Genomic DNA, 25094 nt, shown 5'->3' with positions numbered 1-25094 from the left:
GTCATGGGTGCCGTGGCATCCGAGAACCCCGATTCCGCCAAGGAAGACAAGTCGAAGCTCGTCGCGAACAAGGGCGCTCAGTTCACGTCGTACGACGTGAACGCGTTCGAGGTGCCGTCGGGCCGTGACGAGCTGTGGCGCTTCACGCCACTGCGTCGTCTTCGCGGACTGCACGACGGTTCCGCCGTCGCCGACGGGGCCGCTCAGGTCACCGTCGGGGCGCCGGACTCGGTGGTCGTGGAAACCGTCGGACGCGATGACGAGCGCCTCGGCAAGGCCGGAGTACCGGCCGATCGCATTGCAGCTCAGGCATTCTCGGCCTTCTCCGAGGCCACTGTCGTCACCGTGCCGAACGAGGTGGAGGTGGCCGATCCAATCGAGATCACCATCGACGGCCCCGGCGCGGAACACGTTGCGTACGGGCACGTGCAGATTGCGCTGGGCACGTTCGCTCGTGCGACCGTCGTGATCGATCAGCGCGGGAGCGGAACGTACGCCGAGAACATCGAGTTCGTTCTGGGCGACAGCTCGCAACTGCACGTCGTGCTGATCCAGGATTGGCAGTCCGACGCCGTACACGTGGCTGCGCATCACGCGCTGCTCGGTCGCGACTCCGTGTTGCGGCACTACAACGTCAGTCTCGGCGGCGATCTGGTCCGCATCAGCCCGACAGTGCGGTACAGCGCGCCCGGCGGCGATGCGAACCTACTCGGTGTGTACTTCGCCGACGCAGGCCAGCACCTCGAGCAGCGACTGCTCGTCGACCACTCGGCACCGCACTGCAAGTCCAATGTCATGTACAAGGGCGCGCTGCAGGGCGAAACCGGACCCGGCACCGTCGACGCGCACACCGTCTGGATCGGCGATGTTCTGATTCGTGCCGAGGCCGAGGGCACCGAGACGTACGAGCTGAACCGAAACCTGGTGCTCACCGACGGCGCTCGCGCCGACTCGGTGCCGAACCTGGAAATCGAAACCGGCGAGATCGTCGGAGCCGGGCACGCGAGTGCGACCGGTCGCTTCGACGACGAGCAGCTGTTCTACCTGCGTGCTCGCGGCATCTCGGAGGAGGTCGCTCGTCGACTCGTCGTCCGCGGTTTCTTCCACGAGATCATCGACAAGATTCCGGTCCCCGCCGTACGCGAGCGTCTCGACGCCGCCATCGAGACCGAACTCGCCGTCGCCGGCGCGTAGGTCCACCCGAACTACTCTCGACTGCACAAAGGAACTGTGATGTCCACACTCGAAATCCGCGACCTGCACGTCAGCGTCGCCAACACCGACTCGTCCGCCGAGCCGATCAACATCCTCAAGGGTGTCGATCTGACCGTGAAGTCCGGCGAGACGCACGCGATCATGGGGCCCAACGGTTCCGGCAAGTCCACCTTGTCGTACGCCATTGCAGGCCATCCGAAATACACCGTCACCTCCGGCACGATCACCCTCGACGGTGAAGACGTCCTGGAGATGAGCGTCGACGAGCGCGCCCGCGCCGGCCTGTTCCTGGCTATGCAGTACCCGGTGGAGGTGCCGGGAGTCTCGATGTCGAACTTCCTGCGCACCGCCGCCACCGCAGTACGCGGCGAAGCTCCCAAGTTGCGGCACTGGGTCAAGGAAGCCAAGACCGCCATGAGCGAACTGGAGATCGAGGCCAACTTCCTCGAGCGCAACGTCAACGAAGGGTTCTCCGGTGGCGAGAAGAAGCGTCACGAGATCCTGCAGCTGGGACTGCTCAAGCCCAAGATTGCGATCCTGGACGAGACCGATTCCGGTCTCGACGTCGACGCGCTGCGCGTGGTGTCCGAGGGCGTCAACAAGTACAAGGAACGCGAGGACGGCGGAGTGCTGCTGATCACGCACTACACCCGCATCCTGCGCTACATCAAGCCCGATTTCGTGCACGTCTTCGTCAACGGTGAGATCGTGAAGTCCGGCGGTGCCGAGCTGGCAGACGAGCTCGAAGCCAACGGATACGCCGGCTACACCCAGGCCGCGACTACCGGAGCATGAGCATGGCTGCGCCGGCAGCTGTAGCGGTGGCGGCATCGTTCGATGTCGCTGCCGTTCGCCGCGATTTCCCCATCCTTTCGCGCACCGTCCGTGACGGAAAGCCGTTGGTGTACCTGGATTCCGGTGCCACCTCGCAGCGGCCGGTGCAGGTACTCGACGCCGAACGCGAGTTCCTCACCACGTGCAATGCCGCTGTGCACCGCGGGGCGCATCAGCTGGCCGAGGAAGCCACCGACGCGTACGAGGGAGCCAGGGCGGCCATCGCCACGTTCGTCGGTGCAGACGTCGACGAGATCGTCTTCACCAAGAACGCGACCGAGTCGCTCAACCTCGTGACGTACGTCCTGGCCGATCAACGCTTCGATCGCCACCTCGGACCCGGGGACGAGATCGTCGTCACCGAACTCGAACATCACGCCAATCTCGTTCCGTGGCAAGAGCTTGCGGCCCGCACCGGTGCAACGCTGCGGTGGTACGGCGTGACCGACGACGGCCGTATCGACCTCGATTCACTCGAATTGTCCTCGGCCGTCAAGGTTCTCGCGTTCACGCACCAGTCCAATGTGACCGGTGCCGTTGCTCCGGTCGAGGAATTGGTGCGTCGGGCCAGGGCTGTGGGCGCGCTCGTCGTTCTCGACGCGTGCCAGTCGGTGCCGCACATGAAGGTCGATTTCCACCATCTCGACGTCGACTACGCCGCGTTCTCGGGTCACAAGATGCTCGGTCCCTCGGGAGTCGGCGTGTTGTACGGCAAGGCTGCACTCCTCGAGGCGATGCCTCCCTTCATCACCGGCGGCTCGATGATCGAGACCGTCACCATGGAGAAGACGACGTTCGCCGCGCCTCCGCAACGATTCGAGGCCGGGGTGCCGATGACCTCGCAGGTCGTCGGACTGGGCGCAGCCGTGCGGTATCTGGAGAACATCGGTATCGACGTCATCGCCGCGCACGAGAAGGCCTTGGTCGCAGCAACTCTCGCCGAGTTCGCGAAGATCGACGGGGTACGCGTGATCGGCCCGACAGAGAATGTCGACCGTGGTTCCGCGGTGTCGTTCGTCGTCGACGGTATCCACGCCCACGACCTCGGACAGATCCTGGACGACGAGGGTGTCGCCATTCGCGTCGGTCATCACTGCGCGTGGCCGCTGCATCGACGGTTCGGTGTGGCCGCGACAGCGCGCGCCTCGTTCGCGTTGTACAACACGCTCGAGGAAGTACAGGTTCTCGCACAGGCGATCCGCCGCGCGCAATCGTTCTTCGGAACCACCGACCAGGGCGGGGGAGGGGAACTCTAGATGCGGATGGAACAGATGTATCAGGAAGTGATCCTCGATCACTACAAGCACCCGCACGGTCGCGGACTGCGCGAGCCGTTCGGTGCAGAGGTACACCACGTCAACCCCACGTGTGGCGACGAGGTCACTCTGCGGGTTCACGTGGACAACGGCACCGTTGCGGACGTCTCGTACGACGGCCAGGGATGCTCGATCAGTCAGGCAGCGACGTCGGTTCTCACCGATCAGGTCGTCGGTCTGAGTGTGGTCGATGCGCTGAAGACGGTCGACGCGTTCAGCGACATGGTCGGCAGCAGAGGTACCGTCGAGGGTGACGAGGACGTCATCGGCGATGGCATTGCGTTCGCCGGTGTGGCCAAGTATCCGGCTCGCGTGAAGTGCGCGTTGCTGGGTTGGATGGCTTTCAAGGATGCGGTTGTTCAAGTAGTGGACGCAGATTCGACAGCTACGACGGGCGAGACCGCCCAGTCGGCACTTTCCGGAGGACAACAATCATGACCGATGCAACAGAGACGACGCCGGCCGAAGCCACGCCGGTGGCATTGACCGCCGACGAGATCAAGGTGCTCGAAGACCTCGAAGAGGCCATGCGTGACGTCGTCGATCCCGAGCTCGGAATCAATGTCGTCGATCTGGGTCTGGTGTACGACATCAAGATCGACGCCGACGACATCGTCACGGTCGACATGACGTTGACCTCGGCGGCGTGCCCGCTGACCGATGTCATCGAGGATCAGGCCCGCGGCGCTCTTGTGCGCAGCGGACTGGCCGCGGACTTGAAGATCAACTGGGTGTGGATGCCGCCGTGGGGTCCGGACAAGATCACCGACGACGGCCGCGAGCAGCTCAGGGCACTCGGCTTCACCGTCTGATCCCACGACGGTTCCGCTCGGTCAGGCACCTTTCGCTTCGTCGGTTTTCGACTCCGCGGACTTGGCGGGTGCAGACTTCTTCGCTGCAGTTTTCTTGGCCGGGGCCTTCTTCGCTGCCGCTTTCTTTGCGGGTGCCTTCTTGGCGGGAGTCGAGGTCGACGACGATCCCGACTTCGCATTCTTTCCGGCCGCCTCGACACTGCGCTGTAGCGCTGCGACCAGATCGACGACCTCGGCGTCCTCACCGTCGTCGTCTTTCTCGGCCTCGGTGTGGACGACCTTCTCGCCCCCGTTGGCGAGGGTCTCGTCGATCAGCTTGCGCAGCTCGATCTGGTAGTCGTCGGTGTACTCGGTGGGGTCGAACTCCGAGGACATGCTCTCCACCAGTGACGTGGCCATTTTCACCTCTTGCGGACGCGCCGACGGTGCATCCTCGAGTGACGGGAACTCGGCTGCTCTGACTTCATCCGGCCACAGCAGCGTCTGAATCACCAACACGTCGTCACGCACCCGCAGCGCGGCCAATCGGGTCTTCTGCCGCAGCGTGAAATGAACGAGCGCAGTGCGTTCGGTTTCTTCCAGCGTCTCTCGCAGCAGAACGTACGCCTTCGGTGACGCGGAGTCCGGCTCGAGGAAGTAGCTCTTGTCGTAGAGAATCGGATCGATCTGCTCGGTCGGTACGAATTCGAGAACCGGAATCTCGTGCTTCTCGGCCGCCGGAAGTTTGTCGAAGTCGTCGTCGGTGAGAATCACACGTTCGCCGTCGGGGGAGTCGTAGGCCTTGTCGATGTCGGCGAACTGTACCGACTTTCCGCATTCCTGACAGATGCGGTCGTACTTGATCCGACCGCCGTCCTTCGCGTGCACCTGATGGAACCGAATATCGTGCTGCTCGGTGGCCGAGTAGACCTTCACCGGAACATTGACCAGTCCGAAGGCGATCGAGCCCTTCCATATGCTGCGCATCTGTCCATGATCGCCGACCGAGCACCCGCGTGTCGACCGTTGGCAGGAAAGTCAGGCTCTGTGCAGCGGTCGAGCTATCGTGCGCGCGATTGCGACCCTGGCCGAGGCCGGAAGCGTGGGAAACATCTTCAGCATTGCGGTCATCGTGCCGATTGCGTCGTCGTGTCCGGAGAGATAAGAACGCTGGAGTTCGACCGGGAGCGAGAAGAAACTGGAGAAGAACTGGGGCACCATCTCCGGTTCCAGACCGAGCGCGGTGCGGAGGCCGAGATTGCGCAGCTTCTGGACCGTCCAGATGTGCACCGCACGGCTTCGTCGCGGATGACCGCCGTCGCGGAACCTCTCTACCAAGTGGTCCGCGGAAGCCAGCGATGCCGCGACGCTGTACCCAGTGGCAGGGTGCATCAGGTTGGACCGGGATCCGAAGAGCACAGGACCTCCTCGTCCGGTGTGTACTCGCGAACGCGGCGGCGGTTCGACCGAGAAGCGGACTCGCTCGACGGCCTCGTGCCCAGTGGGTTCGAGATTGCGCTGAGACAGCCGGTGGTGCAATCGCGTACGGAGAACATCCAAGCCGAGCGCAGGTCGACCGACGAGACAGGTCTCCTCGAGCAGGACACGATCGTCATCGAGCGCCACGGCATACAGAAAGCTGGGAGCTTCGCCGGGCGACGCGCCGTTGTCGGTGCGCCAATCCATGAACCAGGCGTCGGTGCCCTCGAGGATCGGTTCGGCGCGTCGACGTTCGACGACGATGCCGTATGCGGTCTGCTGCGCGAGGTCACGCGAATCGAACGTCCCTCGGGCATCGACGACGTGACCAGCGTCGATGATCGTCCCGTCGGACGTGGTCACGCGGGAACCGGTGACGTCGACGGCCGTTCCAGCGAGCACCTGCACTCGATCGAGAGCCAGAGTGCTCTGCAGCGCAGATGTATCCAGCACGCAGTACGTGCGATCGATGGTCCGATGGCGGTCGGTCCACACCGCGGGCTCGAGCGCGGTCGAGGCGACTGCGGTCTCGGGTAGCCACGATGGCAGTTCGTCCGCCCAGGCCGAGTACGTCGGCGTCCACGTACGCGACGGGTGTGGATCGAGGGCCAGCACGTCCAGGCCCGCCGCGGAACAGCGGTGAGCGACTGCTCTTCCTGCGGGACCCAGACCCACCACCGCGACGTCGGCCGAGAAATCGTTCACATTCCGCCGGTGGCGAGCAGACCACCGTCCACCCGCACGGTTTCGCCGGTGATCCAGGACGACGCATCCGACACCAGGAAGGCGACAAGCGCCGCCACATCCTCCGGGTTTCCGAGACGCTTCATCGGGTAGCCGGCGGCCGCCGCGTCTTCGCCGTTGGCGACGAGGGCCTCGGCGAATTTGGTCTTCACGACGCCCGGTGCCACGGCATTCACTCGGATCTTGGGACCCAGTTGCCAGGCAAGCTCCTCGGTGAGCCGTATCAGGGCGGCTTTGGACGCACCGTAAGCCGCGATCACGCCGGTGGAGCGAATGCCTGCCACGCTGGCAATGTTGACGATCGCGCCGCCGTGCTGTCCCATCCAGGCGTGAAATGCCTGCTGGACGAAGCCGAGGGTGCCGACGACGTTCGTATCGAAGATCTTGCTCACGCCGGTCAGATCGGCATCCATCAGCGAGCCGTAGACGGGATTGATACCGGTGTTGTTCACCAGGATGTCCAGCGAACCGAAGGTCTCCACGGTCTGCGCCACGGCGTCGCGTCGATGGTCCGGATCGCCTGCATTGCCGTCCAGTGCAAGCACGGAGTCACCCAGTTCTGCTGCTGCCGCCACGAGAGGTTCGCGCTTACGTGCGGTGATGGCGACATTCGCGCCGCGAGCGAGCAGCTCTGCGGCGATTGCCTTGCCGATGCCCCGGCTGCCGCCGGTGACGAGTGCGGTACGCCCGGTGAGGTCGGGAATCGGTGCGCTGCGTTGGGTGACTGTTTCGGAGGCGTCGGTCATCGACCAGACGTTACCGGTGTCACCGTCGTTCCTGGGTGAGGGCACGTGAATGCTGAGCTAAAATGGGAGTTTGCTGTGCCGTCGTTCGGCGCACCTGTGTTCGCTCGTCGGTCGACGGGCAACGATCTTGTTCGGCAATCGCTAGGAGCTCACGCGTGATCACCGCCACCGACCTGGAAGTTCGTGCCGGTGTGCGGACCCTTCTGTCCACCGAGGGGCCCGCGCTCCGTGTACAGGCAGGCGACCGCATCGGGTTGGTGGGCCGTAACGGTGCAGGCAAGACCACCACTCTGCGCATCCTGGCAGGCGAGGGTGAGCCGTATGCAGGCGAGGTCGTGCGCACCGGAGAGCTCGGTTACCTTCCGCAGGATCCCAAAGAAGGCGACCTCGATGTGCTGGCCAAGGATCGAGTGCTCTCGGCCCGGGGCCTGGACACTCTGCTGCACAGTATGGAGAAGCAGCAGGCGCTGATGGCCGAGGTGGCCGACGAGGCGTTGCTCGACAAGGCCGTCCGCAAGTACGGCGAGCTCGAAGAGCGATTCGCTTCGCTCGGTGGTTACGAAGCCGAGAGCGAAGCAGCTCGCATCTGCAACAGCCTCGGCTTGGCCGACCGCATCCTCGGTCAACCATTGCGGACCCTGTCCGGTGGTCAGCGCCGACGCGTCGAACTGGCTCGCATTCTGTTCGCCGCGTCCGATGGCAGTGGCGGGCGCTCGAACACCACGTTGCTGCTCGACGAGCCGACCAACCACCTCGACGCGGACTCCATCACGTGGCTGCGGGGATTCCTGCAGAACCACGAGGGCGGGCTCATCGTCATCAGCCACGATGTCGAACTGCTCGGTGATGTGGTGAATCGGGTGTGGTTCCTCGATGCCGTGCGCGGTGAGGCCGACATCTACAACATGAACTGGAAGAAGTACCTCGACGCTCGGGCCACGGACGAGCAACGGCGTCGTCGCGAGCGCGCCAACGCCGAGAAGAAGGCGGGCGCACTACGCGTCCAGGCCGCCAAGATGGGGGCCAAGGCGACGAAAGCCGTTGCGGCACAGAACATGGCGAAGCGCGCAGACAAGCTGATGGCCAACCTCGATGCGGAGCGCGTATCCGACAAGGTTGCGCACATTCGCTTTCCCGAGCCGGCTCCGTGCGGCAAGACACCGTTGATGGCCAAGAACCTCACCAAGATGTACGGGTCGCTGGAGATCTTTGCCGGCGTCGACCTGGCCATCGACCGAGGAAGTCGAGTTGTCGTGCTCGGGCTCAACGGTGCGGGCAAGACGACGCTGCTGCGGATCCTCGCGGGCACCGAGAAAGCCGACACCGGCGAGATCGAGCCGGGCCACGGCATGCGTGTGGGCTACTTCGCCCAGGAGCACGACACCCTCGACGATCACGCGTCGGTGTGGGAGAACATCCGGCATGCGGCACCCGACACCGGCGAGCAGGAGCTCAGATCGCTTCTCGGTGCCTTCATGTTCACCGGGCCCCAGCTCGAGCAGCCGGCAGGAACACTCTCGGGCGGTGAGAAGACCCGTCTAGCACTCGCCGGACTGGTGTCCTCGGCCGCGAACGTGCTGCTGCTCGACGAGCCGACCAACAACCTCGACCCGATCTCGCGCGAGCAGGTCCTCGACGCGCTACGCAGCTACAAGGGTGCAGTGGTGCTGGTGACTCACGATCCGGGTGCCGCCGAGGCACTCTCACCCGAACGAGTGATCCTCCTTCCCGACGGCACCGAGGATCATTGGTCGCAGGAATACCTGGAACTGATCCAGCTGGCCTGACCCGCAGGCCGGCTCGCCCGGGACATCCCGCTCAGTCCTGCCTGCGGACCGATTCTTCGACCAGATCCAGAATGGCCGAAAGATTGGACCCTCCCTGCCCTGACGCGATTCGGGCGACCAGACCGTCCAGCACGAGGTCCAGGTAATCGGCCAGGACATCGTTGGGCACGTCGTCACGCAGTTTTCCTGCCGTCTTCTGCCGTTCCAGTCGGCCCAGGGTCGCGTCGGTGAGCTCTGCCGACCGTTCGGCCCAGCTGGTTCGGAAGTCGGCGTCGGTTCGAAGCCGTCGGGTGATCTCGAGCCGCGTTCCGAGCCACTCGAACTGCTCGGGCTGGGCCAGCATGTCTCGCATCACCTGAACCAGACCCTGCGCCGCCGCGACCTCTGCCATGCGACGAGCATCCTCCTGCGCCAACGCGAGGAAGAGACCGTCCTTGTCCTTGAAGTGGTGGAAGATGGCTCCGCGCGAGAGGCCCGTCGCCTCCTCGAGGCGTCGCACCGTCGCGCCCTCGTAGCCGAACTCTCCGAAGCACTTGCGCGCACCGTCGAGTATTTCGCTGCGTCGAGCGGCCAGGTGGTCTTCGCTGACCTTGGGCACGTGTGAAACTCCTACTTTCGATGAAGGGGCCCGTACCGATACGGCGATGGGCCCGAAACACGTATCGAGTTCCGGGCCCATCGCTGTGCGTGGCGTGTCAGAGTGCCGTGTGACTAGCCTCTGATCATGTTGCGCAGGACGTACTGCAGGATTCCGCCGTTGCGGTAGTAGTCCGCTTCACCGGGGGTATCGATACGGACCACGGCGTCGAACTCGACCTTGGTTCCGTCTTCCTTGGTCGCGGTCACTGCCATCGTCTTCGGGGTGGTGCCCTCGTTCAGCTTTTCGACGCCGACGATGTCGAACGTCTCGGTTCCGTCGAGCTTGAGCGACGATGCGCTCTCACCGGCCGGGAACTGCAGGGGAACGACGCCCATGCCGATGAGGTTGGAGCGGTGGATGCGCTCGAACGACTCGGTGATGACGGCCTTGACGCCGAGGAGCGAGGTGCCCTTGGCCGCCCAGTCACGGGAGCTTCCCGATCCGTACTCCTTGCCGCCCAGTACGACCAGCGGAATGCCGGCCTTCTGGTAGTTCTGCGACGCGTCGTAGATGAACGACTGCGGTCCACCGTCGAGGGTGAAGTCGCGGGTGTAGCCACCCGAGACGTCGTCGAGCAGCTGGTTCTTCAGACGGATGTTCGCGAAGGTTCCGCGAATCATGACCTCGTGGTTACCGCGGCGCGATCCGAGCGAGTTGTAGTCCTTGCGCTCGACCCCGTGGGAATCGAGGTACTGCGCGGCCGGCGTGCCCGCCTTGATGGGACCTGCCGGGCTGATGTGGTCGGTGGTGACCGAATCGCCGAGCAGGGCCAGCACGCGTGCACCCTTGATGTCCTCGACCGGAGCCGGGTCCATCGTCATGCCGTCGAAGTACGGAGGCTTGCGCACGTACGTCGACTTGGGATCCCACTCGAACGTGTCGCCCTCGGGGGTGGACAGGTTCTGCCAGCGGCTGTCGCCGGCGAAGATGGTCTCGTAGGACTTGCTGAACATGTCCCGGCTGATCGACGACTTGATGGTGTCTTCGATCTCCTGCGAGGACGGCCAGATGTCCTTGAGGTACACGGGGTTGCCCTCGTGGTCCTCGCCGAGTGCGTCGGTCTCGAAGTCGAAGTCCATCGTGCCCGCGAGGCCGTAGGCGATGACCAGCGGCGGCGAAGCCAGGTAGTTCATCTTGACGTCGGGGGAGATGCGACCTTCGAAGTTTCGGTTGCCCGACAGCACAGCGGTGACCGAGAGATCGTTGTCGTTGATCGCCTTCGAGATCGGCTCGAGCAACGGGCCGGTGTTACCGATGCACGTGGTGCAGCCGTAACCACCGAGGTAGTAGCCGAGCTTCTCGAGGTAGGGCCAGAGGCCGGCCTTCTCGTAGTAGTCGGTGACGACCTGCGAGCCGGGGGCCATGTTGGTCTTGACCCACGGCTTGGTGGACAAGCCCTTCTCGACGGCGTTGCGGGCGAGCAGTGCTGCGCCGAGCATGACCGAGGGGTTCGAGGTGTTGGTGCAGGAGGTGATGCCTGCGACCACGACGGCACCGTGATCGAGGACGAACTCGCCTGCCTCGTCGGTGGTGACCCGGATCGGCTTGCTCGGACGACCTTCGGAACCGTATGCGGCAGAACGAACGTCGACGGAATCCTCTTCGGCGAAGCTCAGCGAAGCGGAGTCGCTTGCCGGGAACGATTCGTCGAGGGCCTCGTCGAGCTTGCTGTCACCCTCGTGCTTCGGGTGGTTCTCCTCGACGTAGTTGTGGATGTCCTTGCGGAACGCAACCTTGGACTCGGACAACAGAATTCGGTCCTGCGGTCGCTTCGGTCCCGCAATGGACGGAACGACCGTGTTGAGGTCGAGCTCGATGTACTCGGAGTACACGGCCTCGTTCTTCGGGTCGTGCCACATGCCCTGTTCCTTGGCGTACGCCTCGACGAGCGCGAGCTGCTCGTCGCTGCGGCCGGTGAGGCGCAGGTAGTTGATGGTTTCCTCGTCGATCGGGAAGATCGCTGCGGTGGAACCGAACTCCGGGCTCATGTTGCCCAGGGTGGCGCGGTTCGCGAGCGGAACCTCGGCCACGCCCTCGCCGTAGAACTCGACGAACTTACCGACGACGCCGTGCTTGCGCAGCATCTCGGTTGCGGTGAGCACCACGTCGGTCGCGGTGACTCCGGGCTGGATCTCACCGGAGAGCTTGAAGCCGACGACGCGGGGGATGAGCATCGAGACGGGCTGGCCGAGCATGGCCGCCTCGGCTTCGATGCCGCCGACGCCCCAGCCCAGCACACCGAGGCCGTTGACCATCGTGGTGTGCGAGTCGGTGCCGACGCAGGTGTCGGGGTAGGCCTGGCCCTTGCGGGTCATGATCGTCGGCGCGAGGTACTCGATGTTCACCTGGTGCACGATGCCCATGCCCGGGGGGACGACCTTGAAGTCGTCGAACGCGCCCTGTCCCCAACGCAGGAACTGGTAGCGCTCACCGTTGCGCTCGTACTCGAGGTCGACGTTGCGCTCGAGAGCATCGGCGCGACCGAAGACGTCGAGGATGACCGAGTGGTCGATGACCATGTCGGCGGGGGAGAGGGGGTTGACCTTGTTGGGGTCGCCGCCCAGGGTGGTGACGGCTTCACGCATCGTGGCGAGGTCGACGATGCACGGAACGCCGGTGAAGTCCTGCATGATGACGCGTGCAGGGGTGAACTGGATTTCGAAGCTCGGCTCCGCGGACGGATCCCACGAGGCAATCGAACGAATGTGGTCGGCGGTGATGTTGGCACCGTCCTCGGTGCGAAGGAGATTCTCCGCGAGGACCTTCAGTGCATAGGGCAATTTCTCGGCACCGGGCAAAGCCGACAGTCGGAAGATCTCGTACGAGTTCTCTCCGACTTCGAGGGTGCCCTTTGCACCGAATGAATCATTACTTGCGGTCACTTCAGCTCCACTCGTCTATGAGGCACACCGCCGACGGGGCTGTGTCGACGGTTGAAGCGAGGCGTTGTCCGTGTGTCTCGGCATGGCATCCAGCGTACGAATTGCCTGCGGACGCTCGGGCAGCGTCTCGATGGAAGTCTAACAGTACGCTTGTCCTGTGAAAACGTGCGGGTCCGTTTCTCGGCGGATGCCGACAGAACGACCCGCGTCACAATCCTCACGTACTGTTTCGAGCGACGCAATGAAGGGCGGCCTCAGTTGCTGCCTCGGAGTTGCACGCCTCCCGGGTATCGAGAGCACTGTGACGTAGGGTTTCACGCGACTGGTTCCTACCGACTGGACGAGAGATGCCTGAACCGATTCACGCCGTTTCCCCACTTGCCACCGATATTCCGGCAGGTCTGGACGTCGACAGCATCGTCGCCACGGTCCGCGAGACCGGCGTGAGTGCGCCCGCCGACGAGGAATCAGCGTTGTCCGCAGCTGTGGCTCGCGCAGAAGACCATGGGATCGATCTGAGCATCGTGATCGTGCCGAACGAACCGCGTCACGACTCGCAGCTGCGCGACCTCGCCACCGCTGTCGGTGCACGCGAGGGTGGCACCGTGCTGGTCCTGAGCCCCGGGCAGGTGGGCACGTTCAGCGACTCGATCAGCCGGGTCACCCTCGAAGCCGGTCAAGATCGCACCTACACCGGTAACCACATCGTCGCGGCCGACAATTTCGTGGACACACTCGTCGAGGATCAGACGCCGTGGGGTCTGCTCACCGGTGGACTCGTCGTCGTCGTAGCTGCCGTCGCCACTCTGACTGCAGTTGTCAAGGCCCGCAGATTCCGGGCTCGGGCGACAGCACCCGAGAGCGCGAATCGCGACTCCGGCGAGAATTGACACGACGCGTCGACGCGTCGTTCGGGTGACTGACACCCCACACCCTGGATCCGGCCGTGATCGCGTGACCGTGCCGCAGGAAAAAGTCGGAAAAATTGTTTCCGGCAAACCCCGAGTTCACGGCGTTGTGCCTGGTGGAATTACAAATGTGTCATTTGGGACTGGAGTTTCTTTAGGGTGCAAAGTGTCGTACGGTGCCATTGGCACTGCTGGGGAAGGAGTGTCGCAGAAGGCAGAGTGTCGTCCGTGGGGAACTCGGGAGGCCACTGCTTCGGGTGTGACTGACGTGGTTCGCACCTGTCGTGTCGCTGCGTGCTTCTTTCCCGCCCGGCGATAGCGCTCACCGTCACCTGCGATCGGGGTGGGAACGGCAAGCGCGTCGGCGGCACGACGGTTCGACTCGGACCTGACTGAATGCCGGACCCGAGGGAGATATTCGTGAGCCGACGTCCAGTCCGCGCCACCCGCCGTAAAGCGCTCGTCCGTACCCGATTCGTGTTGGTAGGCACCGGCCTCGTCATCGCGTTGATGGCAACCCTTCCCGGAGTTGCCGCCGCCGTGCCGCCGCCACCGCCGAACCCATCCGACAGCGACCTCGCTGCCGCCGGAAGTGCTGTCGATTCGCGCCTGGGCCAGGTCGGTCAGCTCATCGATGCGATCGCGTCGGCCAACCAGCAACTCGCTCGACTCGACGACGAGGTTGCCTCGAAGCGGGAGGGCGTCAACAAGGCCCTCGTGGATCTGCAGAATGCGCGCGACGCAGCGGACGTCGCTGCCGCGGTCGTCGGTGCAGCACAACAGGCACTTGCCGATGCCGGCACCCAAATTCAGGCAGCCCAACGCAAATTCGACGAATTCGCGAAGTCCAGCTACACCCAGGGCTCCGGTGTTGCGTCGATGGCCTCCTTCCTGGGTTCGAGCGGACCGGACGACGTCTTGGATCGCGCCCAAGTACTCAAGGTGCTGTCCAACAGCCAGAATGCGGTGCTCGACGGGCTCCAGCGGGCCCGGACCGAACAGGCGAATCGCGACTCCGCGGCGCGGGACTCGAAGCAGCAGGCAGATGCAGCGGCGTCGGAAGCCGAGGCCAAGAAAGCCGAGGCCGAGCAGGCCATCGCCGAGGCACAAGCTGCTCTGCAGGCCGAGGCCGATCAGAAAGCAGCGATCGAGTCTCAGCGTGACGCTGCCCAGACCGAGCTCGATTCGGCGCGCAGCAATGTCGCTGGCCTGCAGGGTCAGCGCGCGGCCTACGGCGACTGGGAAGCCCAGAAGGCAGCCGAGGATGCGGCCATCGCGGCCGCCACCGCCGCAGCGAAGGAAGCTGCTGTGCAGGCAGCTGCCCGCGTGTCGGCCAACCTCGCGGCGCAGCAGCGCGCAGCGGCCATCGCAGAGGGCCAGCGCTCGCACGTGGACGTGGACGACGATTCGAGCGCGACGACCGACACGGACAGCTCGACCACCACCACGCCTACCAAGCCGAAGACACCGACCAAACCGAAGACGTCCACCACGCCGTCGGTGACCGGAAGCGCGGCCGTCGAGCTGGCGATCGACCGCGGAATGAGCCAACTGGGAGTGCCGTATTCCTGGGGCGGCGGCGACGAGAACGGTCCGACCAAGGGCATCAGGGACGGCGGCGTCGCGGACAGCTACGGCGATTACAACAAGGTCGGGTTCGACTGCTCCGGCCTGATGATCTACGCCTTTGCCGGCCTCGGCATCTCGTTGCCCCACTACACCGGGTATCAGTACACCGCAGGCAAGCAAGTGCCGTCCTCGGACATGAAGCGCGGCGACATGATCTTCTACGGCCCGAACGCCAGCCAGCATGTTGCGCTCTACCTCGGCGACGGCAAGATGCTCGAAGCCCCACAGTCGGGTTCGGTGGTCAAGGTGTCCGACGTGCGATACAGCGGCATGACTCCCTACGCAGTGCGCATGGTGTCCTGAGCACGATCAGGCTCCACTCCGGCCTCTCGAGTCGTTCCGCAGGCTCCACTCCGGCCACGCTGCGGGGGTGCCTTTCGGCGCGCTCGGCGATCACCTGGAATAGTTGATCGCGGCGGTATCGACACGCGCCCGACGATGATCGACTGAAAGCGGTGAATTCTTGGTGACATCACGTGACGGCCGGATTTCGAACGACGAGGAGTCGGCTCACGTCGAGACCTCGACTCGTGATCCACAGGGTGGGGAGCCGAAGCGGGTGGACAGCCCAGGCCTGGCCGAGGACGTCCAGCTTCTCGAGAAGGCCGTGTACGAGGTCAAACGCGTCATCGTCGGTCAGGATCGCCTGGTCGAACGCATTCTGGTCGGATTACTCGCCCGCGGACACGTACTGCTCGAGGGCGTCCCGGGCGTAGCCAAGACACTTGCCGTCGAGACGTTCGCGCGCGTTGTGGGCGGCTCGTTCTCGCGAGTCCAGTTCACTCCCGACCTGGTTCCGACCGACCTCGTCGGAACCCGGATCTACCGTCAGGGCCGGGAGGAGTTCGACACCGAACTCGGCCCAGTCGTCGCGAACTTCGTCTTGGCCGACGAGATCAACCGGGCACCGGCCAAGGTGCAGTCCGCGTTGCTCGAGGTCATGGCGGAGCGTCATGTCACCATCGGTGGCCGGACCTTCCCGATGCCCGATCCGTTCCTGGTGATGGCAACGCAGAACCCCATCGAGAACGAGGGCGTGTACCCCCTTCCCGAGGCTCAGCGCGACAGATTCCTGTTCAAGATCGTCGTCGACTACCCGACGGTCGAGGAAGAACGCGAGATCGTCTATCGCATGGGCATCAAGGCACCCGAGCCCAAGCAGATCCTCGACCCGGTCGAGTTGGTTCGGCTGCAGAATCTGGCCAGCTCGGTGTTCGTGCACCATGCGCTCGTCGACTACGTCGTTCGGGTCATCGCTGCCACACGTACGCCCGAGCAGTTCGGCCTGGACGACGTGGCCAGCTGGATCGCCTACGGTGCATCACCGCGCGCAACGCTCGGAATCATCGCGGCGTCGAGGGCTCTCGCTCTGCTCCGTGGACGCGACTACGTGGTGCCGCAGGACGTGCTCGAGGTCATTCCCGACGTGCTTCGGCACCGGCTCGTGTTGTCCTACGACGCCCTCGCGGACGAGGTGACTCCCGAGACGGTCATCTCTCGAGTGCTGCAGACCGTCGGTTTGCCGCAGGTGTCGCCGCAGGCGGTTCCGGTGCCGCAGAGCAACGGAGCCGGTCCGGACGGCCCGCACTTCTACGGCCGTCAAGCCGGGCCGCAGGGGCAATATCCGGCCCAGGGGCAGTATCCCGCTCCCGGCCAGTTCCCCGCTCCGGGCCAATTTCCCGGACAGGGACAGATACAGCCGCAATCGCAGCAGCCAGGACCTCAGCAGCCTCCGCAGGGCGGCGGTCAGTACGGTCAGCCGGCACCATCGCTGCAGAAGCCGTCGGGTGACGGATCGTCGATCGGTACGCCGGGTCAGTGAGCGGATCCGACACCGCTCCCGTGACTGCCGGCAGTACCGGCGTTTCTCGGCCGCCGTCCTTCCGCTCGGGTGAGCTTCGTGATCCGAAGTTGGCTGCAGCGTTGCGAACCTTGGAACTGACGGTGCGCCGACGGCTGGACGGGGTACTGCACGGGGACCATCTCGGGCTGATTCCAGGTCCCGGTTCCGAGCCAGGCGACGCCAGGGAGTACCAGCCCGGCGACGACGTTCGCCAGATGGATTGGTCGGTCACGGCGCGCACGACGCATCCGCACGTGCGCCAGTCCGTGGCCGATCGTGAACTCGAGACCTGGCTCGTGGTCGACCTGTCGGCCAGCCTCGACTTCGGCACCACCGGGTGCGAGAAACGGGATCTGGCCGTTGCGGCTTCGGCCGCAATCACACATCTGTCGGGCGGCGGTGGTAATCGAATCGGCGCGGTGGTGGCCACCGGTGCCAGCACCACTCGCATTCCGGCACGAGGTGGTCGCGTACACACCCAGTCGATGCTGCGTGCGATCGCCACGACGCCCTCGGCCGAGGACGGGGTACGCGGCGATCTTCGGGCGGCCATCGAAGCTCTGCGGCGGCCGGAGCGACGCCGCGGGATGGCGGTGGTGATCAGTGACTTTCTCGGGCCCATCGACTGGGAACGATCCCTTCGCGCCATCTCGGCCAGACACGACGTGCTGGCCGTCGAAGTACTCGACCCGCGTGACCTCGAACTACCCGACGTCGGCGACGTCGTGCTGCACGATCCGGAGTCCGGCCGCACCCGCGAATTCAGCACGACGCCTCGGCTGCGAGCAGACTTCGCCCGTGCCGCGGCAGCGCACCGCGACGACGTGGAGAAGGCGCTACGGCGCTGCGGAGCGCCCCGTCTGACAATGCGTACCGACGGTGATTGGATCGCCGACGTCGTCCGCTTCGTCACTGCGCGCAGACACACCATCGGATCCGGTTTCACCAATACTGCTCGGACCGGTACGCGATGAGCCTGACCGATTTCGCTTCCCCGTGGTGGCTCGGGTTTCTCGTCGTCGTCATCGCGCTCACTGTCGGCTACATCTGGGTCCAACGGCGCAAGCAGAAGCACGTTCTTCGCTTCTCCAACATGGAGCTGCTCGAGTCGGTCGCGCCCGCCCGCCCGAACCGACTGCGACACCTACCCACCGCTCTGGTGCTGGTCGGTCTGCTGTTTCTGACGGTCGCGATGGCGGGTCCTACGGCGGACGAGCGCGTCCCACGCAACCGGGCCACCGTCATGCTCGTCATCGACGTCTCGCTGTCGATGGAGGCCACCGACGTCGAGCCGACCCGATTGGCCGCTGCTCAGGAAGCCGCGAAGTCCTTCGCCGACGGTCTGACGCCAGGAATCAACCTCGGGTTGGTCGCATTCGCGGGCACCGCGTCCGTACTGGTATCGCCCACGGCCAACCGCGAAGCCACCAAGTCCGCCATCGACAAGCTGCAGCTCAGCGAGCGAACGGCCACCGGTGAGGCGATCTTCACGTCGCTGCAGTCGATCGACACTCTCGGAGCGATCCTCGGCGGCGGCGACGCGGCACCTCCGGCGCGCATCGTGCTGCTCTCGGACGGCAAGCAGACCGTTCCGCAGAACCTCGACGACCCACGCGGCGGGTACACCGCGGCGCGGGCAGCCAAGGACAAAGGCGTGCCGATCTCCACCATCTCGTTCGGCACGAGCTACGGCTCGGTCGAAATCGAGGACGAGGGTGGGGTCGAAAGAGTGCCGGTACCCGTAGACGATCCGTCCCTGCGCGAGATCGCGACTCTCTCCGGCGGCAGCTTCTTCACCGCGTCGTCGCTCGAGGACCTGCGCGACGTGTACGACACTCTCGAGGAGCAGATCGGTTTCGAGATCACTCGCGGAGACGCGTCGCGTCCGTGGTTGATTCTCGGTGTCCTGTTCATCTCGACGGGGTTGGGTTCGGCTTTGGTGATGCGACAACGATTGCCGTGATCGCTGTTATTACTCACCAGTAAGTTTCGCTTTGTCATTCCAGGACGAACAGATAGGTTGCTAGGCATGTCCACACCTGACTTCATCGCGCGATCGGTACTCGTCACCGGAGGTAACCGGGGTATCGGTCTGGCCATCGCCCAACGGCTTCAAGCCGACGGACACAAGGTGGCCGTCACCCACCGCGGATCGGGAGCGCCCGACGGTCTGTTAGGAGTCGTCTGCGACGTCACCGACACCGACTCGGTCGACGCAGCCTTCAAGGAGGTCGAGGAGAAGCAGGGTCCCGTCGAGGTGCTGGTGGCCAACGCGGGCATCACCGACGACACGTTGCTGATGCGGATGACCGAGGATCAGTTCCAGCGGGTCATCGATGCAAACCTCACCGGAGCCTTCCGCGTCGCCAAGCGCGCCAACCGCGCCATGCTGCGCGCACGCTGGGGCCGGATGATCTTCCTGAGTTCGGTCGTGGCCATGGCCGGTGGACCGGGGCAGATCAATTACGCGGCGTCCAAGGCGGGCGTCATCGGCATGGCTCGGTCGATCACGAGGGAACTGGGTTCGCGGTCCATCACGGCGAATGTCGTGTCCCCGGGGTTCATCGAAACCGACATGACCGCAGAGCTCTCGGACGACCTGCGCGGCAAGGCAAAGGAATTCATCCCCCTTCAACGTCTCGGTCAGCCCGAGGACGTCGCGGCCGTCGTGAGCTTCCTCGCGGGACCGGACTCGTCGTACGTATCCGGCGCGGTCATCCCCGTCGACGGCGGTATGGGTATGGGGCACTGAAGTCCCACTCGCACAACGGTTTCGATAGACGTACACCTCCGAATTAAGGAAAACAGCACTATGGGCGGATTGCTCGAAGGCAAGACCATTCTGATCACCGGCATCATCACCGACGCGTCGATCGCGTTTCACGCCGCAGCCATGGCGCAGGAGCAGGGTGCCAAGGTGATCATCACCGGCTTCGATCGGCTCCGGCTCATCGACCGGATCGCGCAGCGCCTCCCCAAGGAGGTGCCCCCGGCGATCGAGCTCGACGCCACCAACGAGGAGCACCTCGCCGCGCTGGCGGATCGAGTACGCGAAGTGGCCCCCGAGGGCATCGACGGGGTCCTGCACTCCATCGCCTTCGCACCCCGCACCCTGATGGGACCGGACGCCAAGCCGTTCCTCGACGGCCCCGGCCCCGATGCCGCGAGGGCATTCGAGATCTCTGCGTGGAGTTACGCGTCGCTCGCGCGCGCCGTGCTCCCGGTCATGAACGAGGGTGGCTCGATCGTCGGAATGGACTTCGATCCGCGCACCTCGATGCCGTACTACAACTGGATGGGTGTGGCCAAGGCTGCCCTCGAGTCGGTGAACCGTTACGTGGCACGGGAAGTGGGCGCAGCCAAGCGTATCCGCTCCAATCTTGTTGCCGCAGGGCCGATCAGGACTCTCGCCGCCAAGGCGATTGCGGGTACCGCAACCGGTGATGCGGCCAAGATGGACCAGCTGAACGTGTACTGGGACGGTGCTGCCCCGATCGGCTGGGATGTCAACGACCCCACTGTTGTCGCCAAGTCCATCGTTGCGCTCCTGTCGGATTGGCTGCCCGGCACCACCGGATCCATCGTGTACGTCGACGGTGGAGCGAGCCACAACACGTACCTGCCCGAAAACATGTGACGCCGCGGTGAGTGGAGTCCGACGTGGGCTCGCTCACCGTAGGTTTCGTCGACCGATTGTGCCCCTGCCGCAGCCCTGCTGCGGCAGGGGCACAATGGATTCATGACCACCCCTGGAGATTTCGACGCACTGTTGGTGCTCTCGTTCGGCGGACCGGAAAAGCCTGCCGACGTTCGCCCGTTTCTCGAGAACGTCACTCGCGGACGCGGTGTTCCGCCCGAGCGTCTCGACGCCGTCGTCGAGCACTACATGCATTTCGGGGGTGTCTCCCCGATCAACGAGCTCAATCGAAACATCATCTCTGCATTGCAGGCCGAATTCGATTCGGCTGGAATCGATCTGCCGATCTACTTCGGAAACCGCAACTGGCATCCGATGATCGAGGACACCGTGGCGACCATGAAGTCGGACGGAATCGGCAACGCCTTGGTGTTCCCGACGTCGGCATGGGGCGGCTACTCCGGGTGCAGGCAGTATCACGAGGACATCGCCCGAGCCCGCGACGCAGTGGGCGACGGTGCACCGCACCTGCTCAAGATCCGGCAGTACTACGACCACCCACTGATGGTCGACGCTTTCACCGATGCCGTCGCATCGGCGCGAGCCTCACTGCCCGAGCAGCACCGCGCCGGTGCACGCCTGGTGTTCACCGCGCACTCCATTCCCTCTGCCGCGGACGCCAATGCGGGCCCGCCCGAAGACGGCGGTCACCTCTACAGCCGGCAGGTAGCCGAGGCCTCGAGGCTCGTTGCGGCCGCGTCCGGTGTCGAGGACTACGACCTGGTGTGGCAGTCCCGATCGGGACCGCCACAGGTTCCGTGGCTGGACCCCGACATCTGTGACCATCTCGAAGCGCTCTCGGCTCGGTCGGTCGAGTCGGTGATCGTGTGTCCGATCGGATTCGTGTCCGACCATCTCGAGGTCGTGTGGGATCTGGACACCGAGGCCGAGGAGAAGGCTCGCGAACTCGGGATGGCCTTCGCCCGCGCTGGAACCCCCGGGTCGGATGTGCGTTTTTCCAAGATGATTCGCGAGCTCGTCGACGAGTACCGCCTCGGTGTCGACTGCCGCGGGCTCGGACGCGTGCCGGGCTACGGCTCGACGCTGGACGGAAATCGCTGCGCCGTCGGCTGCTGCGAGCAACCGACCCGGCCGGCTCGTCCTGCCGGGGCCGCTTCCCGATAGTCGCCGATCGAACGACCGACGGGAATCAAGCGGAGTGCATCCCCGCTTCGATGCTCGTCGCGACCGCGATGGTGCGGGCAGTACGGACAGCAGCCCACAGCGGCCGAACCAACTCCTCGCGCGCCGCAGCAGCTGTCGCGGTGGGGGCTTCCGACGGAGCAGACCCCGCCGCGACGGTCAGAATGGCCGCAACCCGGTCTGCCGATTCGAGTACCCGGAATGCCCTGTCCGACATCTCGGCGGGGTAGCGATGCCGGGCCGCGTCGGCGATCAGTGCGGCGATGCGGGCGCGTGGATCGGATTGCAGGGTTCGGGTGGGGAGCGACTGCATCTGGGCGAGAGCGTCCGCCGCGCCGCGAACGGCCTCGCGCATCTCGTATTCGGCCTCGCCCAAGCCTTGTTCCCGATGGCCGTGCTCGGGAACGACTATCGAATACACGGTCCAGCGCAACACATCCGGTCCCTCGACGATCGGCACCACTCCGATCCCGTGGTTGCCCGAGGCACCGACTATCACGGCCTGCCCGGCGTTCAGGGCGGCGCGCGAGAAGTCCGTGTTCGCCGGCAGTCCGCTGACTGCGCCTGGGGCAGGCAGAACGAGTCTGACCCGGTCGTCTCCGACTGCAGACCGCATCTCTGCCCCTGCGGTGGCCCTGATCGCCTGCAGCAGGCCTGCGATGCCCTCGACGTAACCGGGATGCTGCAGTCCGAAGCTCGCGGCCGCACCCGCATCGCCCGCACCCACCAGATGCATCGGAGCCCACTCGGACATGGCGTCGATGACGTCGTCCGGTGAGCTGGCACCAGCCAGCCAGGAACTGGCCCACAGGGCAAGACTCGCACTCGAAGAACACACGACTCACGAGCATAGGTCGGCGTGGCGAACCGTGCTCGGGACGCCGGTGTCGCTAGCGTTGACCGCCGTGAACGACATGTACGGCGGAGACATTCTCAAAGGGCACAGTCGGATGCGGAAGGTGCCGGCGCCGGAAGTTCCGGCCGAGCGCGGACTGGTCGTCGAAGACGCCGGAACCGGTTACTGCGGTGCGGTGGTCGGATTCGAGCGCACTTATGACGGAGACTTCGTCCGACTCGAGGACGGTGCCCGTACCACGCGTCTGTTCGCCCTGCGCGAAGCCGCGTTCCTGATCGACGGCCGTCGGGTGACTCTGGTCCGCCCGAAGCCCGCCGCTGCGACACCGCAGCAGACGCGCTCTGCCTCCGGGTCCACCAAAGTCGAGGGACTGCGGGCACGAACGGCCCGCACGAGCCGGATCTGGGTCGAAGGGGTGCACGACGCGGCCCTCGTGGAAAGTGTGTGGGGCCACGATCTTCGAGTGGAGGGAGTGGTCGTCGAGCACCTGGAAGGTCTGGACAACCTGGGGGAGCGATTGGCTGATTTCGGTCCAGGCCCCGGCCGGCGCGTCGGAGTGCTGGTGGACCATTTGGTGACCGGCTCCAAGGAGTCGAAGTTGACGAGGTCGCTGGGCGAGCACGTGCTGGTCACCGGGCATCCGTTCATCGACGTCTGGGAGGCGGTCAAGCCTGCTGCTGTCGGTATCGATGTCTGGCCGAAGATCCCGCGGGGCGAGGATTGGAAGACCGGAATCTGCCGAGAGCTGGGGTGGGGGAGTCCGCGGGAGGGATGGCGTCGGGTGTATTCGTCGGTGTCGAGCTTTCGTGACCTCGAGGCACCGTTGATCGGAGCGGTCGAACAATTGGTCGACTTCGTGACCGAGTGAACGCTCTGTACTGCTGAACGCCCAGGTCAGGCCGTTCCGCAGGCTTCACTCCACCGCCGGATGTCCGATTCGTGATTGGATGGAGGCTGTGGCAGCGATCATTTGGCTCATAGCGGCAGTGGTGCTCGCCGGTGCCGAGGCACTGACGGGTGACTTCTTCCTTCTGATGATTGCCGGCGGTGCCCTGGGTACTGCCGGTGTCTCTGCTCTCACGGATTTCCCGGTGTGGGCCGATGCGATCGTCTTCGGTGTCCTGTCTCTGGCGCTGGTTCTCGGGTTGCGACCGATTCTGTTGCGGCGCTTCGCGAATCCGCCCGATACCCCGATGGGCATGGCGGCACTCACCGGCAAGAGTGCCGTGGTGCTCGAGCAGGTCACTGCGCACGAAGGCCAGATCAAGCTCGGTGGTGAGGTGTGGACCGCTCGTCCACTCGACGAGACCGAGGTCTATGCCCCGGGTACCACCGTGACCGTGATGGAAATAGACGGCGCTACCGCCGTCGTATGGAAGGGACCGTAGCCAGTGGAAGCACTCATCGCACTGGCTGTCATCGTCGTGTTCGTCGCGGTGCTGATGGCCAAGTCCATCTCGATCGTCCCGCAAGCCGAGGCAGCCGTGATCGAGCGACTCGGTCGCTACACGCGCACCGTGTCCGGTCAGCTCACGGTCCTCGTACCGTTCGTCGACCGCATTCGTGCCAAGGTCGACCTGCGCGAGCGGGTCGTGTCGTTTCCCCCGCAGCCGGTGATCACCAAGGACAACCTGACCGTGTCGATCGACACCGTCGTCTACTTCCAGGTGACCAATCCGCAATCGGCCGTGTACGAGATCAACAATTACATCGTCGGCGTCGAGCAGTTGACGACCACCACGCTGCGCAACGTCGTCGGTGGAATGACGCTGGAAGAGACGCTCACGTCGCGTGATTCGATCAACGGTCAACTCCGCGTCGTGCTGGACGAGGCGACCGGCCGATGGGGCCTGCGAGTGGCCCGAGTGGAGCTCAAGAGCATCGATCCGCCGCCCTCGATTCAGGAGTCGATGGAGAAGCAGATGAAGGCCGATCGCGAGAAGCGAGCGACCATCCTCACTGCCGAAGGACATCGTGAATCGGCGATCAAGACAGCCGAGGGTGACAAGCAGAGTCGAATTCTTGCAGCCGAGGGTGGCAAGCAGGCAGCGATTCTCACCGCCGAGGGTGAGCGGCAGTCGCGCATCCTGCGAGCGCAGGGTGACCGTGCCGCGAAGTACCTCGAAGCTCAGGGTCAGGCCAAGGCGATCGAGAAGGTGTTCGGTGCGATCAAGGCCGGCAAGCCCACGCCCGAGTTGCTCGCGTACCAGTACATGCAGACGCTGCCGCAGATGGCTCAGGGCGACGCCAACAAGGTGTGGATGATCCCGAGCGATTTCGGCGATGCGCTCAAGGGCTTCGCCAAGACACTCGGTGCTCCCGGCGAGGACGGGGTGTTCCGCTACGAGCCCAACGAGTCGGCGGGCAACGAGCCCAAGCCCGAGGACGACTCGGACGAGGTAGCCGAATGGTTCGAGACCAAGACCGATCCGGCGGTCGCCGAGGCGGTCAAGGCTGCAGAAGCAGTGGCGCGCAAGCCGGTCGACACGTCGTTGGCTGCGTCTCCGGAACTCTCGAAGGGCTTCGACGTCGGTGCCCTCTCGGCGTCGCCCGAGGCGGAGCCGGAACAGCGCTGAGATTTTCG

23 protein-coding genes are annotated in these 25094 nt (G+C 64.7%); 17 read left to right on the top strand and 6 right to left on the bottom strand.

All coding sequences use genetic code 11. The features are described 5' to 3' along the window. Positions 1–3 precede the first annotated feature (3 nt). Genes sufD through CH305_RS22355 form a run of 5 tightly spaced genes read left to right on the top strand, consistent with a single transcriptional unit; the run spans position 4 to position 4177 of the window. A complete protein-coding gene (gene sufD / locus CH305_RS22375) occupies positions 4–1194 on the top strand; it encodes a Fe-S cluster assembly protein SufD (protein WP_094610433.1) in 1191 nt (396 codons plus the stop codon). Between the two features lie 39 nt (positions 1195–1233). Continuing rightward, positions 1234–2010 (top strand): Fe-S cluster assembly ATPase SufC, encoded by a 777-nt coding sequence (gene sufC / locus CH305_RS22370; RefSeq protein ID WP_032403380.1) that lies wholly within the window; start codon positions 1234–1236, stop codon positions 2008–2010. A 2-nt stretch (positions 2011–2012) separates the two neighbouring features. Beyond that, positions 2013–3305 (top strand): cysteine desulfurase, encoded by a 1293-nt coding sequence (locus CH305_RS22365; RefSeq protein ID WP_094704919.1) that lies wholly within the window; start codon positions 2013–2015, stop codon positions 3303–3305. Continuing rightward, complete coding sequence (sufU, locus tag CH305_RS22360) at positions 3306–3803, top strand: Fe-S cluster assembly sulfur transfer protein SufU (protein WP_094618362.1); 498 nt, start codon at positions 3306–3308, stop codon at positions 3801–3803. Continuing rightward, the gene (locus CH305_RS22355) at positions 3800–4177 is read left to right on the top strand and encodes a metal-sulfur cluster assembly factor (RefSeq protein WP_032403382.1); all 378 of its coding nucleotides are present in this window, start codon (positions 3800–3802) and stop codon (positions 4175–4177) included. The genes sufU and CH305_RS22355 overlap by 4 nt, the downstream gene beginning before the upstream one ends. 21 nt (positions 4178–4198) lie before the next feature. Here the strand turns inward: CH305_RS22355 and CH305_RS22350 are convergent, their stop codons facing one another. Genes CH305_RS22350 through CH305_RS22340 form a run of 3 tightly spaced genes read right to left on the bottom strand, consistent with a single transcriptional unit; the run spans position 4199 to position 7125 of the window. Beyond that, complete coding sequence (locus CH305_RS22350) at positions 4199–5143, bottom strand: Ku protein (protein ID WP_094704918.1); 945 nt, start codon at positions 5141–5143, stop codon at positions 4199–4201. A gap of 51 nt (positions 5144–5194) precedes the next feature. Further along, on the bottom strand, positions 5195–6340 hold the full coding sequence (locus CH305_RS22345; protein ID WP_094704917.1) for a lycopene cyclase family protein: 1146 nt from the start codon (positions 6338–6340) through the stop codon (positions 5195–5197). Beyond that, positions 6337–7125, bottom strand: a complete 789-nt coding sequence (locus CH305_RS22340) for an SDR family oxidoreductase (RefSeq protein ID WP_032377843.1) — start codon at positions 7123–7125, stop codon at positions 6337–6339. The genes CH305_RS22345 and CH305_RS22340 overlap by 4 nt, the downstream gene beginning before the upstream one ends. Before the next feature lie 155 nt (positions 7126–7280). On the opposite strand from CH305_RS22340, the gene CH305_RS22335 reads away from it, so the two are divergent. Continuing rightward, positions 7281–8912: an ABC-F family ATP-binding cassette domain-containing protein gene (locus CH305_RS22335; protein ID WP_032377844.1), complete on the top strand. Its 1632-nt coding sequence runs from the start codon at positions 7281–7283 to the stop codon at positions 8910–8912. Positions 8913–8943: 31 nt separating this feature from the next. On the opposite strand, the gene CH305_RS22330 is transcribed toward CH305_RS22335, so the two are convergent. After that, positions 8944–9510 (bottom strand): TetR/AcrR family transcriptional regulator, encoded by a 567-nt coding sequence (locus tag CH305_RS22330; RefSeq protein ID WP_032403386.1) that lies wholly within the window; start codon positions 9508–9510, stop codon positions 8944–8946. 113 nt (positions 9511–9623) lie between these two features. Continuing rightward, positions 9624–12434, bottom strand: coding sequence for an aconitate hydratase (locus tag CH305_RS22325; protein ID WP_032403387.1), 2811 nt, complete (start codon positions 12432–12434; stop codon positions 9624–9626). Between the two features lie 347 nt (positions 12435–12781). Here CH305_RS22325 and CH305_RS22320 point away from each other — a divergent pair, with 347 nt between their 5' ends. The 8 genes from CH305_RS22320 to CH305_RS22285 all read left to right on the top strand — a co-directional run bounded on the left by CH305_RS22320 (position 12782) and on the right by CH305_RS22285 (position 21636). Further along, positions 12782–13324 (top strand): DUF6676 family protein, encoded by a 543-nt coding sequence (locus CH305_RS22320; protein ID WP_032403388.1) that lies wholly within the window; start codon positions 12782–12784, stop codon positions 13322–13324. Positions 13325–13762: 438 nt separating this feature from the next. Then, positions 13763–15274, top strand: a complete 1512-nt coding sequence (locus CH305_RS22315; RefSeq protein ID WP_037150674.1) for an NlpC/P60 family protein — start codon at positions 13763–13765, stop codon at positions 15272–15274. 256 nt (positions 15275–15530) lie between these two features. Further along, the gene (locus CH305_RS22310; RefSeq protein WP_094705262.1) at positions 15531–16793 is read left to right on the top strand and encodes a MoxR family ATPase; all 1263 of its coding nucleotides are present in this window, start codon (positions 15531–15533) and stop codon (positions 16791–16793) included. Beyond that, positions 16790–17788 carry a DUF58 domain-containing protein gene (locus tag CH305_RS22305; RefSeq protein WP_256983957.1) on the top strand — a complete coding sequence of 333 codons (999 nt, stop codon included), beginning with the start codon at positions 16790–16792 and terminating at the stop codon, positions 17786–17788. The genes CH305_RS22310 and CH305_RS22305 overlap by 4 nt, the downstream gene beginning before the upstream one ends. After that, positions 17785–18777 (top strand): VWA domain-containing protein, encoded by a 993-nt coding sequence (locus CH305_RS22300; protein ID WP_032403389.1) that lies wholly within the window; start codon positions 17785–17787, stop codon positions 18775–18777. The genes CH305_RS22305 and CH305_RS22300 overlap by 4 nt, the downstream gene beginning before the upstream one ends. 66 nt (positions 18778–18843) lie before the next feature. Continuing rightward, positions 18844–19566 carry a 3-oxoacyl-ACP reductase FabG1 gene (gene fabG1, locus CH305_RS22295; RefSeq protein ID WP_094704916.1) on the top strand — a complete coding sequence of 241 codons (723 nt, stop codon included), beginning with the start codon at positions 18844–18846 and terminating at the stop codon, positions 19564–19566. Between the two features lie 60 nt (positions 19567–19626). Continuing rightward, positions 19627–20451 carry an NADH-dependent enoyl-ACP reductase InhA gene (gene inhA / locus CH305_RS22290; protein ID WP_032377850.1) on the top strand — a complete coding sequence of 275 codons (825 nt, stop codon included), beginning with the start codon at positions 19627–19629 and terminating at the stop codon, positions 20449–20451. A gap of 102 nt (positions 20452–20553) precedes the next feature. Beyond that, on the top strand, positions 20554–21636 hold the full coding sequence (locus tag CH305_RS22285; RefSeq protein ID WP_094704915.1) for a ferrochelatase: 1083 nt from the start codon (positions 20554–20556) through the stop codon (positions 21634–21636). 25 nt (positions 21637–21661) lie between these two features. Here the strand turns inward: CH305_RS22285 and CH305_RS22280 are convergent, their stop codons facing one another. Beyond that, positions 21662–22492 carry a hypothetical protein gene (locus CH305_RS22280; protein WP_176458314.1) on the bottom strand — a complete coding sequence of 277 codons (831 nt, stop codon included), beginning with the start codon at positions 22490–22492 and terminating at the stop codon, positions 21662–21664. 76 nt (positions 22493–22568) lie between these two features. Between CH305_RS22280 and CH305_RS22275 the strand changes: the two genes are divergently transcribed. From CH305_RS22275 to CH305_RS22265, 3 genes are all read left to right on the top strand, one after another. Further along, positions 22569–23378, top strand: a complete 810-nt coding sequence (locus tag CH305_RS22275) for a DUF3097 domain-containing protein (protein ID WP_094705258.1) — start codon at positions 22569–22571, stop codon at positions 23376–23378. An 88-nt stretch (positions 23379–23466) separates the two neighbouring features. Beyond that, entirely contained in the window at positions 23467–23898 is a 432-nt protein-coding gene (locus tag CH305_RS22270) for an NfeD family protein (RefSeq protein ID WP_032378478.1), read from the top strand. A gap of 3 nt (positions 23899–23901) precedes the next feature. Beyond that, entirely contained in the window at positions 23902–25086 is a 1185-nt protein-coding gene (locus tag CH305_RS22265; protein ID WP_032377853.1) for an SPFH domain-containing protein, read from the top strand. Positions 25087–25094: the final 8 nt, after the last annotated feature.

It is taken from the genome of Rhodococcus sp. 15-649-2-2, assembly GCF_002258645.1.
In the GTDB taxonomy this organism is placed as follows: Bacteria; Actinomycetota; Actinomycetes; order Mycobacteriales; family Mycobacteriaceae; genus Rhodococcoides.
Note: the sequence above shows the minus strand (reverse complement) of the source record. Positions and strands in the feature narration are given on the sequence as shown.

Coding starts and splice junctions, on each gene's coding strand:
- CH305_RS22320 (WP_032403388.1), top strand. CDS start 12,782: ATGCCTGAACCGATTCACGCCGTTTCCCCACTTGCCACCGATATTCCG.
- CH305_RS22275 (WP_094705258.1), top strand. CDS start 22,569: ATGTACGGCGGAGACATTCTCAAAGGGCACAGTCGGATGCGGAAGGTG.
- CH305_RS22355 (WP_032403382.1), top strand. CDS start 3,800: ATGACCGATGCAACAGAGACGACGCCGGCCGAAGCCACGCCGGTGGCA.
- CH305_RS22340 (WP_032377843.1), bottom strand. CDS start 7,125: ATGACCGACGCCTCCGAAACAGTCACCCAACGCAGCGCACCGATTCCC.
- fabG1 (WP_094704916.1), top strand. CDS start 18,844: ATGTCCACACCTGACTTCATCGCGCGATCGGTACTCGTCACCGGAGGT.
- inhA (WP_032377850.1), top strand. CDS start 19,627: ATGGGCGGATTGCTCGAAGGCAAGACCATTCTGATCACCGGCATCATC.
- sufC (WP_032403380.1), top strand. CDS start 1,234: ATGTCCACACTCGAAATCCGCGACCTGCACGTCAGCGTCGCCAACACC.
- sufU (WP_094618362.1), top strand. CDS start 3,306: ATGCGGATGGAACAGATGTATCAGGAAGTGATCCTCGATCACTACAAG.
- sufD (WP_094610433.1), top strand. CDS start 4: ATGGGTGCCGTGGCATCCGAGAACCCCGATTCCGCCAAGGAAGACAAG.
- CH305_RS22300 (WP_032403389.1), top strand. CDS start 17,785: ATGAGCCTGACCGATTTCGCTTCCCCGTGGTGGCTCGGGTTTCTCGTC.
- CH305_RS22365 (WP_094704919.1), top strand. CDS start 2,013: ATGGCTGCGCCGGCAGCTGTAGCGGTGGCGGCATCGTTCGATGTCGCT.
- CH305_RS22350 (WP_094704918.1), bottom strand. CDS start 5,143: ATGCGCAGCATATGGAAGGGCTCGATCGCCTTCGGACTGGTCAATGTT.
- CH305_RS22285 (WP_094704915.1), top strand. CDS start 20,554: ATGACCACCCCTGGAGATTTCGACGCACTGTTGGTGCTCTCGTTCGGC.